Below are 15439 nucleotides of genomic sequence, written 5' to 3'. Positions count from 1 at the left end.
CCGAACAGGAGATGTAACGGCGCGACGGCGCTAAAGCCGCTCACGCACGGTCATTGCCCAGAAGGCGGGCCTTGCCTGTTCAGATATTCGGTGGACGGTGAAGGAGCGGGATCTCGCCCACGGCCTTGCTGTCGTCGAGGAAGGAACGGATGGAATTAACGACGGGTTTGCCCAGCGCATCATGAGCGATCAGCACGGCCATGCCGAGACAGAAATCGCCGCAACATTCCGGCTTGACCGGCTTTTTAACGCCGCTGTCATGCTCTGCCGCATCCATCTTGTGATGATCATCGGACGCCATGGCCGAACCACCGTGGCTCTTCATCGCGCCATGATCCATCTTGACCGATTGGTCATGCGGCATTCCCGCAGCGTCTGGGCCATGCATTGCGGCATTGACGGTGGAAACGCTATAACCCGCCAGTGACAGTATCATCACCAGTCTAAACAGCAGTGCCGTCAATTTCGATGTTTGCAACATCTTACGCATGGACAGTAGAAGAGCCGTAGTTCTCGAATTTTGTCAATGGGTATCACTCATAACCATCGACAAATACCGTGCCCTCCGGTTCCGCAACCTCACGCCATCTCCATGAAGGCATCATCGAGAATGAGAAGCTTGCGCGCCTGCATGCGGGCATATTCCTCGTAAAAGCCCTGGGATATCCAGAGCGCCGAGCGACCCCGCCTTCCGCTCCAGCCGATGCCGCCGATCAGTTCGGCCGCGTCAAGCTTGCGGGCGACATGGGTGCGGGTCAGGCAGAGCGGTTTTGCCAGTTCCGATACCGTTTTTACATCTGTCAGGTGCCTGCCCTGTTCGGTCGGTTTTTCCCAGTCAATCCCTGCGATCAGGCGGTCCATCAGCAACCCGCCGGCATCGAACCAGTTGAAGATGATGGAAAGCGGGCCCGGGCAACGTACCTCCGGATTGGAAAGCAGCGCGTCCGCCACACGCGGATGGATGTGTGCGAGCATGGTTTGAGATTGCTTGATGAACCTTGAGGCCCTGAACCCCTCGTCGATGAGGTCCAGTGCCTGAAAATGCACATCGTACCATTGGGCAAGCATTGCCAGTGTCAGCGGTGAAGGCGTTACCCCATCGGTCTCCTGTCCGCTGGCTTTCACCTCAATTGTCAGCCCGCGTTTCAGCGCCTCTTTGAAAAAGGCATAAGCGACATCGTCGCTGGCGAGGCCATGGCGCAATGCGAGGCGGCCGAAATCTTCCCGGGTCAGGGCAGGTTCCCCCGCTCCGTTCGTGCAGGTATCGCGCTTTTGAAAATAGAGCGCCAACAGCGCGTGGCAAAGCAGCCGGCTCTGGCGTGTGGCGAAAAGCCCGGTCAGCTCAGGCGAGCCTTCGTAGAGGGTAATGAAACTTCCCGACAGCAGACGCAGCGCGGCGGCAAAAGACCCCGTTCGAATCAGCCGCTCGATTTCGCCGGGCGGCGGGCTGCGGCGAAATGCGGTGACATCCGGCAGCCCGGAAATCGCGAAATCGAAAAAATTGGTCATGGGAAGCGCTCCTCGAATTGCCGGCCGGGACTGCACGATCCATGGGCTTTACAGAGGTGATGATGAGGCGTCTTCTCATTGCGCGCAGAGGCGAATTTTATGCCGTCGGCAGCCGGATCGTGCGGACTTCGCCGGGCGCCATGCCATAGGTGCTGCTGAACACCCGGTAGAAGGTGGCGAGGCTGTCAAAGCCGCAGCCATAGGCGATCTGCGTTATTGGCAAAGCGGGAAATTCCAGCAGCAGGCGTTTCGCTTCCTCTATCCGCATGGAGGACAGTGTCCGCGAAAACGACAGTTCCGCACCCTCGAAAACGACGTGCAGCTGCCGAAGCGAAATGCCGAGCTCCCTTGCCACCGTGGCAGGCGTCAGGTTCTGCCTTGATTTCTTGCGCATCATGATGTCCTGGGCCGCATAACAAAGTCCGGTGCGGAGTGCGGCTCGCACTTCCGGCATGGCGGGCGAAAGGCGTCCGCGCGCCGTCATGGCAAGCCGCGCGACATGCGCCACATCACGAGCGGGATCGATGAGCCTGCCATGCTCGGCATTCAGCGCATTAAAGAGCGCCCGAAACGGCCGGGAAAATGCGGTATTGTCGCCATAACGCGTCGCAAACAGGTCATCGGCCGTCTGGCCAAGCATGACCTCGTCGTCGACGGGGATCTTGAGCATCTTATAGTGAAAATCCGCCTCGCCGCCCGGTATCGCGTCATAGGGCAAATCCGAATAGTTGATGGTGATATCGCCGCCGCTGACGGAATGGACCCGGTCTCTGCCGGCATGTAACAGCCCAGACCCTGTCACCTGCAGGCCGATGCAGAGGCTGTTGCCGGCAATGCGGGCGATATCGGCCTGCGTGCGGTTGACCCGATAGGAGGAAGCGCGCATCTCGCTCACGACGGCGCCGGCAATGGCGCGCGCCTGAAACGAACCCTTGAAGCTGTGGCGACGATCCGGCGCAAGCTCGATCGTCACGCCGAACAGGCTTTTGCCGCGCACTTCGCGCCATTGATCGAAGCGATGCTCGGGCAGAAAATCCTCGGTTGCGAAGCGGATGATGGTGTTCGTGACGTCCTCCTCCCCGATGATCCCGGCCCCGGCGGCTTATTTTTCCGTCGCGCGAAATTGCAGATGAACGAGTGGATAGGGCCGTCCCTGCCCGTCGAGATCGGAACGTCCCGTCGGTTCGAAACCGAGCTTGCGATAAAAGCCCATGGCCTGCGCATTCTGTTCGTTGACATCGGTGGTCAGCGCCGGATGCGCTGCGAGCGCCGCCTGCACGAGCGCGCTTCCGATCCCTTTGCCATGATGGCCCGGATCGATGAAAAGCGCCTCCATATGCCCTTCATGCAGAAACATGAAGCCAATCGGCTGATCCGACGCATCGACCGCGAGTGTCAAAGGGACCTGCGGAAGAAAAGCCTTAACTTCGTCCTCGATTGCGATGCGATCTTCGGCGCGAAGGAAACCATGGGTGGCGTCAACGGCCTTGCGCCATATCTCAAGGATGCGGCCCGTGTCGCGAGTGTCGGAAGTGCGAAGTGTAATCATGGCTTTCCCTTAGCAATTACCGGCTTTTCGCGCCATGGGGGTGATTCTGATCTTTCTCAAAAAGTGTTTTTTCATCTGCTGAATTACCCTTCGAAGCCCGGCGATTTGGCTGTGCATATTCCCTTCGATTTCTAAGGCCGACAATTTTCGTGAAAAAAGCACTTGCAAAAGGCGTGTTAAAAAAAATAGATAAAACCGAGTTCTATCTATTTATTTTAATCGAGAGGCCGCCAAATGGATCAGATTGTCGCGCAAATGGAGCCGGATATCGTGTCGACTCCCGTCATTGAAGCGGATACGTCACTCGCAGAAGCAAAAATTATCTATAATTTACCATTTAACGATCTTCTCTTCCGCGCACAGCAGGTGCATCGTCGTCATTTCGATGCCAATGCCATTCAGATGAGCCGGCTTTTATCCATCAAGACTGGCGGCTGCCCGGAGGATTGCAGCTATTGCAGCCAGTCCGCCCGCAATCCGACGGGTCTGAAGGCCTCCAAGCTGATGGAGGTGGAGCGGGTGCTGGCCGAGGCGCGCAAGGCGAAGGAGGGCGGGGCGACGCGGTATTGCATGGGGGCGGCATGGCGCAATCCCAAGGAGCGCGACATGGAAGCGGTGGTGGCCATGGTCGAAGGCGTCAAGGCGCTCGGCATGGAAACCTGCATGACGCTCGGCATGCTGACGCCGGAACAGTCCGAACGGCTCGCCGATGCCGGGCTCGATTATTACAATCACAACGTCGACACATCGGAACGGTTCTATTCGCAGATCATCACCACCCGCACCTTCGAGGACCGGCTGGAAACGCTCGCCAATGTCCGTGATGCCGGCATAAAGGTTTGCGCAGGCGGCATTCTCGGCATGGGGGAGACGGTCGATGACCGTATTTCGATGCTGGTGACGCTCGCCAATCTGCCGGTCCCGCCGGAAAGCGTGCCGATCAATATGCTGATCCCGATCCCCGGCTCGAAGCTTGCCAATGCCGATCCGGTCGACCCGATCGATTTCGTCCGCAGCATTGCGCTTGCGCGCATCCTGATGCCAACGTCGCATGTGCGACTTTCCGCCGGACGCACGGAAATGAGCGATGAGACGCAGGCGCTCTGTTTTCTGGCCGGGGCCAATTCCATCTTCATTGGCGAGACGCTGCTGACGGCGGATAATCCGGGTGAGGATCACGATACGGCGCTGTTCCGGCGGCTGGGTCTGAAGCCGATGGAATTGCAGCCTGCGGAGGCGGGAGGGTGCCGGTGACCGTTTCGGCGCTCTCTCCCTATGAAGCGAAGCTTGCCGGCCTGCGCCGCAAATCGCGGCTGCGCGCGCTCTCCCCTCAGGAGGGGATCGACTTCACCTCCAACGATTATCTGGGGCTTGCCGATGCGCCCCGGCTGAAGGCAGCGATTGCCGCCGCGATCGACCGGGGCGTGCCCGTCGGAGCCGGTGGCTCGCGGCTGCTGCGCGGTAACCATCCGGAACATGAGGCGCTTGAAGCGGAGGCGGCGATGTTCTTCGGTTCCGAAAGAACGATCTATTTCGGCAGCGGATTTGCCGCCAATGTCGCGCTTTTCTCTGCCTTGCCGCTTCGGGACGATCTCGTGCTTCACGATGAACTGATCCATGCCAGCGTGCATGATGGCATTGCGGCGGGCAAGGCGAATGCGGTCGCCGTGTCGCATAATCAGGTCGAGGCATTTGAGCGGGAAATAAACCGCTGGCGACAGGCGGGCGGCAAAGGTCGACCGTGGATCGCGGTGGAAAGCCTTTATTCCATGGATGGAGATTGCGCGCCGCTTGCGGCCCTTGCCGATCTCGCCGAGAAACACGAAGGCGTCCTTGTCGTCGACGAGGCCCATGCCACTGGCGTGTTTGGCCCCGGCGGGCGTGGCTTTGCTGCGGAACTGGAGGGTCGGGACAATGTGGTGGCGCTGCACACCTGCGGCAAGGCACTTGGCCTCTCCGGTGCGCTTTTGAGCCTGCCTGCGATTCTTGCCGATTATCTCACCAACCGAGCCCGCGGTTTCATCTATTCGACCGCCCCGTCGCCGCTGATGGCGGCGGCGATGCGGGAGGCCTTGCGGATCGTCACCGACGAATCCTGGCGGCGCACGCGGCTGAAAGAGTTGATGAACTTTGCCGGCGAACAATTGCATGCCCGGCTTGGTATGGCACCCAGCGGCTCGCAGATCTTGCCGGTGATGATCGGTGACAATGCCCGTGCGCTGCGGATTGCCGCGCGTATGCGGGATGGCGGTTTCGACGTCAGGGCAATCCGCCCGCCGACGGTGCCGGAAGGCACGGCGCGCCTGCGCATCTCCATCACGCTCAATGTCGATGAGAACCAGATCGCCACCATGATCGGGCGGCTTGCCCTGGTTATGGAGGAAGGACAATGAGCCTTCGTTTCGTCGTTTCCGGCACCGATACGGGTATTGGCAAGACGGTTTTTTCCGCCGCGCTCACCCATGCCCTGCAGGCATATTACTGGAAACCGGTGCAATCCGGCCTCGATGAAGAGACCGATAGCGAAGTGGTTGAGCGGCTGGGCGGCGTATCCCGCGCACGCATCCTGCCGGAAGCCTATCGGCTGAAAATGCCAGCCTCACCGCATCTTTCGGCCCGACTTGAAGGCGTGACGATCGACCCCGAACGTCTGATTCCGCCGGAAACGGACGGGCCGCTGGTGATCGAAGGGGCGGGCGGCCTGCTGGTGCCGCTGACCGACAAATTGCTGTTCGCCGATATTTTCGCCCGCTGGCGAACTCCGCTGATCCTGTGCGCCAGAACCTCACTCGGCACCATCAACCACACGCTGCTGTCGCTTGAGGCCCTGCGGCAAAGGGCAATTCCGGTCCACGGTGTGGTTTTCATCGGCGACGAGAACCGGGAAAATCAGCGCATCATCGCCGATATTGGCGGTGTCCGTTCGCTTGGCCGGTTGCCGCGCCTGCCGGAGATGAGCGCCGAGACGCTCCACCAGACATTCGCCCAACAATTTGATCTCGCTGATTTTCTGGAGGCGCCGGCATGAGCCGTTCCCCTGTCTGGCATCCTTTCACCCAGCATGGGCTGGAACCGCCGATGAAACGCATTGTCTCGGCGGAAGGCGCCTTTCTGGTCGATGAGGATGGCAAGCGGCTGTTCGATGCCATCTCATCCTGGTGGGTCATCACCCACGGCCACCGGCACCCGGCAATCATGGCAGCCATTCGCGCCGCGACCGAGGCACTAGACCAGATCATCTTCGCCGAATTCTCGCATGAACCGGCCGAAACGCTGGCGAAAGGGCTGATCGAGCGCGCTCCTGCCGGGTTGGAACATGTATTTTATTCCGATAGCGGCTCGACCTCGGTGGAAGTGGCGCTGAAAATGGCGCTCGGTTATTTTCACAATCGCGGGGAAAAGCGCGACCGCATCGTGGTCATGGAGCACGGCTATCATGGGGATACGATCGGCACCATGTCGACGGGTGAGCGCGGCGTGTTCAATGCCGCTTATGAAGCGCTGCTTTTTGGTGTCGACCGGCTCGCTTTTCCAGAACATGGCGGCGAGCAGGAGACGCTCGACATGTTCGAGAGTTACTGCCGTTCGGGCCGCATTGCCGCCCTGCTCATCGAGCCGCTGGTTCTCGGCTCCGGTGGCATGAAGATTTACGGCGCGGAGGTTCTGACCGGGCTGAAGCAGATCGCCGAACGTTACGGCTGCCTGCTCATAGCCGATGAGGTGATGACGGGCTGGGGCAGAACGGGAACCATCTTCGCCTGTGAACAGGCCGGGATTTCACCGGATATTCTATGCACTTCCAAGGGGCTTACCGGCGGTTCGCTGCCGCTTGCGGCAACGCTGTGCAGCGGAGACATCTTCGACGCGCATTTTTCAACCGATCGCCGCAAGACGTTTTTCCATTCAAGTTCCTACACCGCCAACCCGATCGCCTGCGCCGCCGCCGTTGCCAATCTGCAGGTCTGGCGCGATGAGCCCGTAGCGCAGCGCATCGGGCAACTGCAAGAAACCCTGCAAAACAACCTCGGGCGTTTTGCGGGGGACAGGCGTTTCACCAATATTCGCCAGGCGGGAACCATAGCGGCGCTCGACCTCGCGGTGCCCTCCGGCGGTTATCTCGCCGAGGCCGGCCCGCGCATGCGGAAACTCTTCCGGGAGCGTGGGCTCATCATCCGCCCGCTCGGCAACGTCATCTATCTGATGCCGCCCTATTGCACGACGGCGCAGGACCTGGCCCACGTCTTCGACGCCATTGATGAAGTGGCCGCGATCGTGACCGAGGCCATGCCGGCAAATTCCCGTGCCGCCTGGATCGCGTAAGCCGGACATCCGCTTTTTCAAGAATTTCCGAAAGGCCTGACAATGCAGACACGTTCTTCCCGCATGGCCGGTTTCGGACATGCCGTCCCGGCGCGATGTGTCGGCAATGCCGAGATTGAGACGCGTCTTGGGCTGGAAGCGAGCTGGATCGAGCGGCGGACAGGCATCCGGACACGCTATTGGGCCGAAGAGGGCGAGACGTTAAGCGGCCTTGCGGCAAGAGCCGGGCGCATGGCGCTGGAGGACGCGAAACTTGGCTCTGAGGACATCGCCCTGACATTGCTGGCGACGTCAACTCCAGACCACCTTCTGCCACCTTCCGCACCATTGCTCGCCCATCAGCTGGGTCTGACACGCTCCGGCGCAATCGATCTTGCCGGTGCCTGCTCCGGTTTTCTTTATGCGCTCACCCTTGCGGATGGTTTTGTCCGCACCCACGGCCGCGCGGTACTCGTCGTCGCCGCCAATATTTTAAGCCGCCGCATCAATCCGGCGGAAAGGGCGAGCGCGGTTCTGTTCGCCGATGCCGCCGGGGCCGTCGTGCTTGCCCCGTGCCGGGACGCGCAACGCGGACTTCTCTCCGCCGATCTCGTTTCTGATGGCAGCGGTTACGACCTTATCCAGATAGCGGCTGGTGGCAGCAGCCAGCCTTTTTCCGCTGGGATGCCCGCCGAAGATGCCCTGATGACGATGCGGGATGGCCGGGAAGTCTTCTCCCGCGCCGTGGCCATGATGACGCAGACTTCACAGCAGGTGCTGCAACAGGCCGGAATTGAAGCAGCCAGTATCGACCGTTTCGTTCCGCATCAGGCCAATGCACGCATGTTCGATGCCGTCTGCGGCAATCTCGGCATTGACCGGCAAAAAACGGTGCGCACGATCGAGACTTTCGGTAATTCGTCCGCTGCCACCATTCCGCTTTCGCTTTCGGTTGCCAATGCTGAAAGACGCTTTGTTGAGGGAGAGACGCTGTTATTGACTGCGGCAGGGGCGGGCCTGACCGGAGGTGCAGTTATTTATCGAGTTTAAGCCAACTCAAAAAACGACAGGCCGCATCGCGTGAACGGGGCTGCGCATGTCATTGCGGCCCCGCTGCTTTTCGTCATAGTCTCAAAGTAAACCGGGAGGCTGCCATTGAACCTCGATGAAAAAGAACATGATGCAACACAGCCAAGACGCCCAATCTGGCCGTGGCTGCTGCTGGCGGTTCTGACGCTTTTGGCCATTTACGCCTATACAGAAGTGACAGCGATGATCGATGACACCGTCAGGCTCTGGAACGACCTCGTGCAACTATTCTGGTGGATCGTCCCGGACCAGCCGTCATAATGCGCAATGCCGGATATTTCGGCACTTCGGTCTGTCTAATTTCTTGATTTGATGGATGAAGAAGATTGGCTGGGGAACCTGGATTCGAACCAAGATTAACGGAGTCAGAGTCCGTCGTTCTACCATTGAACTATTCCCCAAAAGCCCGAAGCGCGTTGCCGCGTTCGCTTTGGTGGGTCGTCATATAGATGATTTATTGCGGCGCGCAAGTCGAAAAAATCGAAAAATGCGTTTTCACCGCTCTTTTGCGTTTCGTCTGTTGATTACAGCCGCGCACGGGTGGAGCGCGGGGTGGAGAGCAGAATGCTTGTCTCGCTGCCGGTGATGCCGGGCACGAGGCGGATGCGGCGCAGCACCGCGTCGAAATCGCTGAGCGTCGCGGCGTTGAGTTCCACGATCAGATCCCAGCGCCCATTGGTGGTGTGGATTTCGGATATTTCCGGGAAGCCGCCAAGCGTGCGGATGACGCGGTCCGTCACATGGCCTTCAATCTCGATCATCATGATGCCGCGGATTGCTGCCTCCACGGCATCGGCGCGCAGGATGACGGTGTAACCGATGATGGTGCCGTCATTTTCCATTTTTTCGATATGCGACCGCACCGTCGCGCGCGAAGTCGCCGTCTCGATCGCCAGATCGGAAATGCTGCGTCTGCCATTGTGCCGCAAAAGGGTCACGAGCCGTTCGTCGAGAATATCCATACATAGCCATTCTGAGAAATAGATTTTACCAAACTGATAGCCTTCTTCGATAAGATTGCCAATATTTGATGTTCATTCCGCCATGTCTCTGTGGTCTATTGAGGGTCGATTGAAAAGCGAGGGTTCAAATGGATATCAGGCTGATCGGTGCGCCGTTGCAAATCGGTGCCGGGCAACTGGGATGTGAGATGGGGCCGAGTGCCTATCGCATCGCCGGTCTCACACGCGCTCTCGAAGATCTGGGCCATCGCGTGGTTGATACCGGCAATGTGACGCCAGCGCCGCTCAAGGAATTTTCCCACCCCAATCCAGCGGTGCATCATCTCGCTGAGACTGTGGCCTGGACCGAGGCGCTGACGGACGCCGCCTATCGCGAGAGCGCTTCGGCCGTGCCGATCTTTCTTGGCGGCGACCATGCGATCTCGGCCGGAACGGTTGCCGGCATGGCGCGCCGGGTGGCCGAAAGCGGCCGTCCGTTTTTCGTGCTCTGGCTCGATGCCCATACTGATTATCACACGCTGGAAACGACGCGCAGCGGCAATCTGCATGGTACGCCGGTCGCCTATTTCAGCGGCCGCGACGGGTTTGCGGGTTATTTCCCACCTTTGTCCCATGCGGTTCCCGAAGAAAATATCGGCATGATCGGTATCCGCAGCGTTGATCCGGCCGAGAGGGCGGCGCTGGAAAAAAGCGGCATCACCGTTCACGACATGCGCTCCATAGACGAACATGGCGTGGCCGTGCTGTTGCGCGCATTCCTGGCGAAGGTGCAGGCGGCAAACGGCCTGCTGCATGTCAGTCTCGATGTCGATTTCCTTGAGCCTTCGATTGCCCCTGCGGTCGGCACCACGGTTCCGGGGGGCGCGACATTCCGTGAGGCGCATCTGGTGATGGAAATGCTGCATGATAGCGGGCTGGTGTGCAGTCTCGATCTGGTGGAGCTCAATCCGTTCCTCGACGAGCGCGGCAGGACCGCAACCCTGATGGTCGATCTCGCGGCCAGCCTCATGGGCAAGCGGGTCATGGACCGCCCCACGCGGGCCGGCTGAAAGGGGTTATCCGATGACGGCAATACCGAACCTCAATATCGTGCCTTTCGTCAGCGTCGATCACATGATGAAACTCGTGCTTCGGGTGGGGATAGATACGTTCCTGCGTGAGCTTGCGGATGTGGTGGAGGAAGATTTCCGCCGCTGGGAAAGCTTCGACAAGACGCCACGTATCGCCTCGCATTCCAAGGAGGGCGTCATCGAGTTGATGCCCACCAGTGACGGGACGCTTTACGGCTTCAAATATGTCAACGGCCATCCGAAAAACATGAAGGAAGGCCGCCAGACGGTGACGGCATTCGGCGTGCTTTCCGATGTCGGCAACGGTTATCCGCTGCTTCTGACCGAAATGACGATCCTGACGGCGCTGCGCACCGCCGCCACCTCCGCCGTCGCTGCAAAACATCTCGCCCGTAAAAATGCCCGCTCGATGGCCATTATCGGCAATGGTGCGCAGAGCGAGTTTCAGGCGCGCGCCTTCAAGGCCATTCTTGGCATCGATACGGTGCGGCTTTTCGATATCGACTGCTCGGCCAGTGAAAAATGCGCCCGCAATCTTGCCGGGCAGGGCTTCACCATCGAGATTTGCGATAGCGCGCAAAGCGCGGTGGAAGGTGCCGATATCATCACCACCGTCACGGCCGACAAGCAATATGCAACGATCCTCACCGACAACATGGTTGGTCCCGGCATTCACATCAATGCCGTTGGCGGCGATTGTCCCGGAAAGACGGAATTACACCGGGATATTCTGCTGCGATCGGATATTTTCGTCGAATACCCGCCGCAGACGCGCATCGAAGGCGAAATCCAGCAATTGCCGGCGGACTATCCCGTTACCGAGCTTTGGCAGGTCATGACCGGGGAAAAACAGGGGCGGGTAAGCGACAGGCAGATCACGCTCTTCGACAGCGTCGGTTTTGCGACCGAGGATTTTTCGGCGCTGCGTTATGTGCGCTCGAAACTGGCAGCGACCGGGCTTTATACCGAGCTTGACTTGCTGGCCGATCCGGACGAGCCGCGCGACCTGTTCGGAATGCTGCTGCGTTGCGAGGCGGCTCTCGTCTAAGGGGGTGTCCGGCGCGGACGACGTTAGTCCGCCTGCCGGCGTTCCTTCCGGCCGACCACATGTTCGCGCCAGATGGTGAAGAGACCGGCGGCAATCACGATCGCTGCGCCCAGAACCATATTCGACGTCACGACCTCGCCGTAGACGGTGACGCCGATGATCGAGACAAGCACCAGCTGGTAATAGGAAAAGGGCTGTACCGAGGCTGCATCCGCCAGTTCGAATGCCTTGATCAGGCAATAATGGCCGCTCATGCCGGTAATGCAGAGCGCCAGCATCCATCCCCAGTCCTGCGGTGCGATGCTTACCCAGTAAAACGGGCCGACCAGCGTCAGTGCTGCCGCACCGGCCACGCCGGTATAAAAAAAGCTCGTCATCGCTGAGTCGCTCTTGCTGCCGAGGCGGGTCAGGACGCTATAAAGCGCAAGCATGAAGACGGCGACAAAGGTGATCAGCAGGCTGTTGTCGAAACCCTCGCCATCCGGCTTCAGGATGACGAGAACGCCGATGAAGCCGACGAAAATGGCGCACCAGCGCCGCCAGCCCACATGTTCTCCCAGCAATGGCACGGAAAGAGCCGCAACGATCAGCGGGGCGGAGGCGAGGATGGAATGGCTGTGCGCCAGCCCGACAACGGCAAAGGTGAAGATGGAAAAAACGATCTGAACGGCAAGCAGGACGCCGCGGCTTATTTGCAGCCACGGACGGTTGGCCATGACGGCGCCACGGATGCCGCCAGAAGATCTTGCAGCCATCAGCAGAACGAAGACGGCGAAGGCCCAGTATCGCAGCATGGCGACGAAGACGGGCGGATAGAAGGTGCCCAGGTGTTTCGATATGCCATCCTGCGCCGCAAAGATCGTGAAGGCGACAAGCGCATAAAGATAACCGGTCTTGTGAGATGGCATAAGAAACCGTCGGGATGTTGCCGGCGAAATCGGCGTGAATGAGGTGATAGCCGCCATATGTTACGGCCGCATCTTGTCAGACAACCTTATTTTCCGAATGGCTGCTATGCAAGTGCGGTGGCTGCCTTTTTCAAGGCAGGTTGCCGGCTGGATGTATTGTCGTGTCAGAGGATTCATAGCCTATGATCGCCGGCTGCCGTCCTGGATTGGGCTTTTCCCGACAACCTCCGCTCCGTCATCCTCGGGCTTGACCAGAGGATCCATAAACGTCGAAACCCTGGACCCTCGGGTCAAGCCCGAGGGTGACGTTGAGACTGGCGAAACATTGCCGCCGCCATTGGCGGGGACCTGGTAAAATGTGCTGTCCGCCGTCAGCGATTGCGCGGCGGACAGGATGTTCAGAATACGCTGCGGCTTAAGCAGTCGGCAGCCTTCAGCCGATCGTCACGGCCGTCTTCGAAGTCGCGGATTTCAACGCGGCGTCAGCCAGTTTCAACGCGATCAGGCCATCCTTGATGGAGGGTGCCGGTGCGACATTGTTTTCGATGCTATCGATGAAAGCGGTGATTTCCGCAGCATAGGCTGCCGTATAACGCGTCATGAAGAAATCATGCAGCGGCGGACGGGTGTAGCCTTCGGCATTGGCGATTTCGATGGAGACAGGCCGCTGGTTTTCAGCCGCTGCCGAACCGAGCGAACCATGCACCTCGATACGCTGATCGTAACCATAGGTCGCGCGCCGCGAATTCGAGATGATCGCCTGCCTGCCGCTCTTCGTCGTCAGGATGATGCTGGCGCTGTCGAAATCGCCAAGTGCACCGATCTCGAGATTGACGAGAACGGAACCTGTTGCGAACACGCTTTCCACTTCCTCGCCTAGCAGGAACCGGGCCATGTCGAAATCATGAATGGTCATGTCACGGAAAATACCGCCGGAAACCTTGATATATTCGGCAGGCGGCGGGCCGGGATCGCGGCTGGTAATGGTCACCATTTCAACCTTGCCGATGCGGCCATCCTCTATTGCCTTGTGCACGGCCTGGAAATGCGGATCGAAACGCCGGTTGAAACCGAGCATCACCTTCGCGCCGGTTTCTTCAACCACCTTGGCGCAGGCTTCCGCGCGGGCAACATCCAGATCAACGGGCTTTTCGCAGAAGATGGCCTTGCCGGCGCGGGCGAAACGCTCGATCAGATCGGCATGGGTGTTTGTCGGCGTGCAGATGATGACGGCGTCGATCGTCTTGTCGGCCAGAACCTCGTCGATCGTGCTGACCTTGCACTGCGCTTCGCGGGCGATTGCTTCCGCAGCGCCGGCCATGGCGTCCACGACGGCAACCAGCTTCGCGCGGCTGTCGGTGGTAATCGCCTTGGCGTGGACCTTGCCGATCCGTCCAGCGCCGAGCAGTGCCAATTTCGTAACCATCTTTCCTCCGGTTCCTCACACCCGTCCCTCACTCCCGGAAAGACAGAATATGAACGCAAACAATGTTTCGATATGGAATATATGTTCCATTTTGCTAGATCGACATCGGAGGCGTGTCAAGCGTTTTGACGATGGTTGAGGCGGCCGAAATCATTCCGCGACGGCCACTCGCTACGGACGGCCGCTGCGGTGAAAAAAACAAAACGGGAGGCGTTGAAAGCCGGTGGGGCAATCAGTCGACGGAAGGCGCCGTAACCGTATTTTGGGGAAGCGCATAAACCTCGACCGGGGTTTCGAGGCCGCGCAGCAGCCATGGCCCCAGATTTTCCAGCTTGTCCCGATATCCGGCCATACGGACGAAGTCCTCGGAAAAAAGCACGCTGCGGCCGGTTTCTTTCGTCAGGGTTTCAAGCCGCGAGGCGATGTTCACGGCGGGGCCGATGACGGTGAAATCGAGACGGGTTTTGGAACCGATATTGCCGTACATGACATCGCCGACATGGACGCCGATGCCGTAGCCCAGAGGATCGTGGCCCTTCTGGCAATTGATTTCGTTAAGCGCGACGAGGCTTTTCTGTGCGCTTGCAATGGCTTTCAGCAGGTTTTCACAGGCCTGCGGATCGCTGAGCGGAAAAACCGCCAGCAGCCCGTCGCCCATGAATTTCAGGATTTCCCCGCCGAACTCCTCGATCGGATCGCACATGGCGTCGAAATAGCCGTTCAGAAGTTCGATGACGTCGTCGCGCGGCCAGAGGTCGGAAATATGGGTAAAGTTGCGCAGGTCGCAGATCAGGATCGCTGCACCCACCGTCATGCCGCTGCCGCGTGTCGTTGCGCCATTGAGGATTTTTTCGCCCGCATGGGGACCCACATAGGTCTCCAGCAGCGTGCGCGTCATGCGGTTCTTCAGGCGTATTTCGCTCACCAGCGCGAGCGCCGGCAGCAGGTTTTTCAAGGCGAGGATTTCCGCTTCCGTAAAGCCGCCCGCCCGGTCACTGGAAAAAGTCGCGACATGGCGCTTGCCGAACGTATGTTCGATTGGCCACGCCAGATAATCCGTCAACCCGTCGGCCCGCAACTCCTCATAGATCGTATAGCCGGTTTCATCGTCCCCCTCATCATCCAGGCGGAGGCGAATCTCTGTGGCCCCCTGATGGATGTCATTGATGGGGCTGTTCAGATATTCCGGCGTACTTTCCGAGCCATAGCCATAGGTGGCGATGTCGGCGGACGACATGCCGGCTTTCCACAAAATCCGCGCGCCAAGCCATTGCGGATGACGAATGCGGAAAGCGAGCACGCCGCGGGCGACGGAAACGCCGCTTGCCCGCAACCTGCTGCAAAGCTCGACGAAAATCTCGTCGATAAAGCGTTCATCCTTCGTGCCGGTGATGAGCCAGTCGAGAATTTCCGTTTTCTCCGCCGGCCACAATTCATCCAAAGCTGAAGAAACCCGTTCTTCGGTGTCGAGATTAAATGTCATGGCAGGATTCCGGAGGTTGTTGCTGCTCTCGTGCGGGCGGGCCAGATGCGGAGCATGGCCCGTGCGGACAACATGTGGTGCCGGGTAACGGAAATG

General features: G+C 59.3%; 16 protein-coding genes and 1 tRNA gene. 8 read left to right on the top strand and 9 right to left on the bottom strand.

Translation table 11 applies throughout. From position 1 onward, the window contains the following. Positions 1-79: 79 nt before the first annotated feature. The 4 genes from OK142_RS17215 to OK142_RS17200 form a co-directional block, all read right to left on the bottom strand. The gene (locus OK142_RS17215; protein WP_035242985.1) at positions 80-490 is read right to left on the bottom strand and encodes a hypothetical protein; all 411 of its coding nucleotides are present in this window, start codon (positions 488-490) and stop codon (positions 80-82) included. Between the two features lie 89 nt (positions 491-579). Then, a complete protein-coding gene (locus tag OK142_RS17210; protein ID WP_498684126.1) occupies positions 580-1509 on the bottom strand; it encodes a hypothetical protein in 930 nt (309 codons plus the stop codon). 97 nt (positions 1510-1606) lie between these two features. Continuing rightward, entirely contained in the window at positions 1607-2506 is a 900-nt protein-coding gene (locus OK142_RS17205; protein WP_498684124.1) for an AraC family transcriptional regulator, read from the bottom strand. 105 nt (positions 2507-2611) lie between these two features. Beyond that, the gene (locus OK142_RS17200) at positions 2612-3058 is read right to left on the bottom strand and encodes an acetyltransferase (RefSeq protein ID WP_082185146.1); all 447 of its coding nucleotides are present in this window, start codon (positions 3056-3058) and stop codon (positions 2612-2614) included. A 234-nt stretch (positions 3059-3292) separates the two neighbouring features. Between OK142_RS17200 and bioB the strand changes: the two genes are divergently transcribed. From bioB to OK142_RS17170, 6 genes are all read left to right on the top strand, one after another. Then, positions 3293-4312 (top strand): biotin synthase BioB, encoded by a 1020-nt coding sequence (bioB, locus tag OK142_RS17195; protein ID WP_498684122.1) that lies wholly within the window; start codon positions 3293-3295, stop codon positions 4310-4312. Next, entirely contained in the window at positions 4309-5451 is a 1143-nt protein-coding gene (locus OK142_RS17190; RefSeq protein WP_498684120.1) for an 8-amino-7-oxononanoate synthase, read from the top strand. Before bioB ends, OK142_RS17190 begins: the two co-directional genes overlap by 4 nt. After that, the gene (gene bioD, locus OK142_RS17185; protein WP_498684119.1) at positions 5448-6086 is read left to right on the top strand and encodes a dethiobiotin synthase; all 639 of its coding nucleotides are present in this window, start codon (positions 5448-5450) and stop codon (positions 6084-6086) included. The genes OK142_RS17190 and bioD overlap by 4 nt, the downstream gene beginning before the upstream one ends. Beyond that, positions 6083-7378 carry an adenosylmethionine--8-amino-7-oxononanoate transaminase gene (locus OK142_RS17180; RefSeq protein WP_498684117.1) on the top strand — a complete coding sequence of 432 codons (1296 nt, stop codon included), beginning with the start codon at positions 6083-6085 and terminating at the stop codon, positions 7376-7378. The genes bioD and OK142_RS17180 overlap by 4 nt, the downstream gene beginning before the upstream one ends. A 42-nt stretch (positions 7379-7420) precedes the next feature. Beyond that, entirely contained in the window at positions 7421-8407 is a 987-nt protein-coding gene (gene bioZ, locus OK142_RS17175) for a 3-oxopimeloyl-[acyl-carrier-protein] synthase BioZ (protein ID WP_498684115.1), read from the top strand. 105 nt (positions 8408-8512) lie between these two features. Beyond that, positions 8513-8707 carry a hypothetical protein gene (locus OK142_RS17170; protein WP_082186011.1) on the top strand — a complete coding sequence of 65 codons (195 nt, stop codon included), beginning with the start codon at positions 8513-8515 and terminating at the stop codon, positions 8705-8707. A gap of 66 nt (positions 8708-8773) precedes the next feature. Here the strand turns inward: OK142_RS17170 and OK142_RS17165 are convergent. After that, positions 8774-8847, bottom strand: a tRNA-Gln gene (locus tag OK142_RS17165). Between the two features lie 123 nt (positions 8848-8970). Further along, the gene (locus tag OK142_RS17160; protein WP_003498251.1) at positions 8971-9408 is read right to left on the bottom strand and encodes an Lrp/AsnC family transcriptional regulator; all 438 of its coding nucleotides are present in this window, start codon (positions 9406-9408) and stop codon (positions 8971-8973) included. A 128-nt stretch (positions 9409-9536) separates the two neighbouring features. On the opposite strand from OK142_RS17160, the gene rocF reads away from it, so the two are divergent. Beyond that, positions 9537-10457 carry an arginase gene (gene rocF / locus OK142_RS17155; protein WP_137039373.1) on the top strand — a complete coding sequence of 307 codons (921 nt, stop codon included), beginning with the start codon at positions 9537-9539 and terminating at the stop codon, positions 10455-10457. 13 nt (positions 10458-10470) lie between these two features. Then, positions 10471-11526, top strand: a complete 1056-nt coding sequence (gene ocd, locus OK142_RS17150) for an ornithine cyclodeaminase (protein ID WP_313617187.1) — start codon at positions 10471-10473, stop codon at positions 11524-11526. Between the two features lie 23 nt (positions 11527-11549). On the opposite strand, the gene OK142_RS17145 is transcribed toward ocd, so the two are convergent. From OK142_RS17145 to OK142_RS17135, 3 genes are all read right to left on the bottom strand, one after another. Continuing rightward, positions 11550-12434, bottom strand: a complete 885-nt coding sequence (locus OK142_RS17145; RefSeq protein ID WP_137039375.1) for a DMT family transporter — start codon at positions 12432-12434, stop codon at positions 11550-11552. Between the two features lie 433 nt (positions 12435-12867). Then, the gene (gene iolG / locus OK142_RS17140; RefSeq protein ID WP_498684110.1) at positions 12868-13860 is read right to left on the bottom strand and encodes an inositol 2-dehydrogenase; all 993 of its coding nucleotides are present in this window, start codon (positions 13858-13860) and stop codon (positions 12868-12870) included. A gap of 232 nt (positions 13861-14092) precedes the next feature. After that, on the bottom strand, positions 14093-15343 hold the full coding sequence (locus OK142_RS17135; protein WP_498684108.1) for an adenylate/guanylate cyclase domain-containing protein: 1251 nt from the start codon (positions 15341-15343) through the stop codon (positions 14093-14095). Positions 15344-15439 lie beyond the last annotated feature (96 nt).

This window comes from Agrobacterium sp. BT-220-3, from assembly GCF_025910175.1.
Lineage (GTDB): Bacteria > Pseudomonadota > Alphaproteobacteria > Rhizobiales > Rhizobiaceae > Agrobacterium > Agrobacterium oryzihabitans.
The sequence above is the reverse complement of the archived record's forward strand: the minus strand, read 5'-3'. Positions and strand labels throughout refer to the sequence as shown.

What these genes read in the sequence shown, in the direction of transcription:
- OK142_RS17135 (WP_498684108.1), bottom strand. Translation starts at nt 15,343, where the DNA reads ATGACATTTAATCTCGACACCGAAGAACGGGTTTCTTCAGCTTTGGAT.
- OK142_RS17180 (WP_498684117.1), top strand. Translation starts at nt 6,083, where the DNA reads ATGAGCCGTTCCCCTGTCTGGCATCCTTTCACCCAGCATGGGCTGGAA.
- OK142_RS17160 (WP_003498251.1), bottom strand. Translation starts at nt 9,408, where the DNA reads ATGGATATTCTCGACGAACGGCTCGTGACCCTTTTGCGGCACAATGGC.
- rocF (WP_137039373.1), top strand. Translation starts at nt 9,537, where the DNA reads ATGGATATCAGGCTGATCGGTGCGCCGTTGCAAATCGGTGCCGGGCAA.
- bioB (WP_498684122.1), top strand. Translation starts at nt 3,293, where the DNA reads ATGGATCAGATTGTCGCGCAAATGGAGCCGGATATCGTGTCGACTCCC.
- OK142_RS17215 (WP_035242985.1), bottom strand. Translation starts at nt 490, where the DNA reads ATGCGTAAGATGTTGCAAACATCGAAATTGACGGCACTGCTGTTTAGA.
- bioD (WP_498684119.1), top strand. Translation starts at nt 5,448, where the DNA reads ATGAGCCTTCGTTTCGTCGTTTCCGGCACCGATACGGGTATTGGCAAG.
- OK142_RS17200 (WP_082185146.1), bottom strand. Translation starts at nt 3,058, where the DNA reads ATGATTACACTTCGCACTTCCGACACTCGCGACACGGGCCGCATCCTT.
- bioZ (WP_498684115.1), top strand. Translation starts at nt 7,421, where the DNA reads ATGCAGACACGTTCTTCCCGCATGGCCGGTTTCGGACATGCCGTCCCG.
- OK142_RS17145 (WP_137039375.1), bottom strand. Translation starts at nt 12,434, where the DNA reads ATGCCATCTCACAAGACCGGTTATCTTTATGCGCTTGTCGCCTTCACG.
- ocd (WP_313617187.1), top strand. Translation starts at nt 10,471, where the DNA reads ATGACGGCAATACCGAACCTCAATATCGTGCCTTTCGTCAGCGTCGAT.
- OK142_RS17210 (WP_498684126.1), bottom strand. Translation starts at nt 1,509, where the DNA reads ATGACCAATTTTTTCGATTTCGCGATTTCCGGGCTGCCGGATGTCACC.
- iolG (WP_498684110.1), bottom strand. Translation starts at nt 13,860, where the DNA reads ATGGTTACGAAATTGGCACTGCTCGGCGCTGGACGGATCGGCAAGGTC.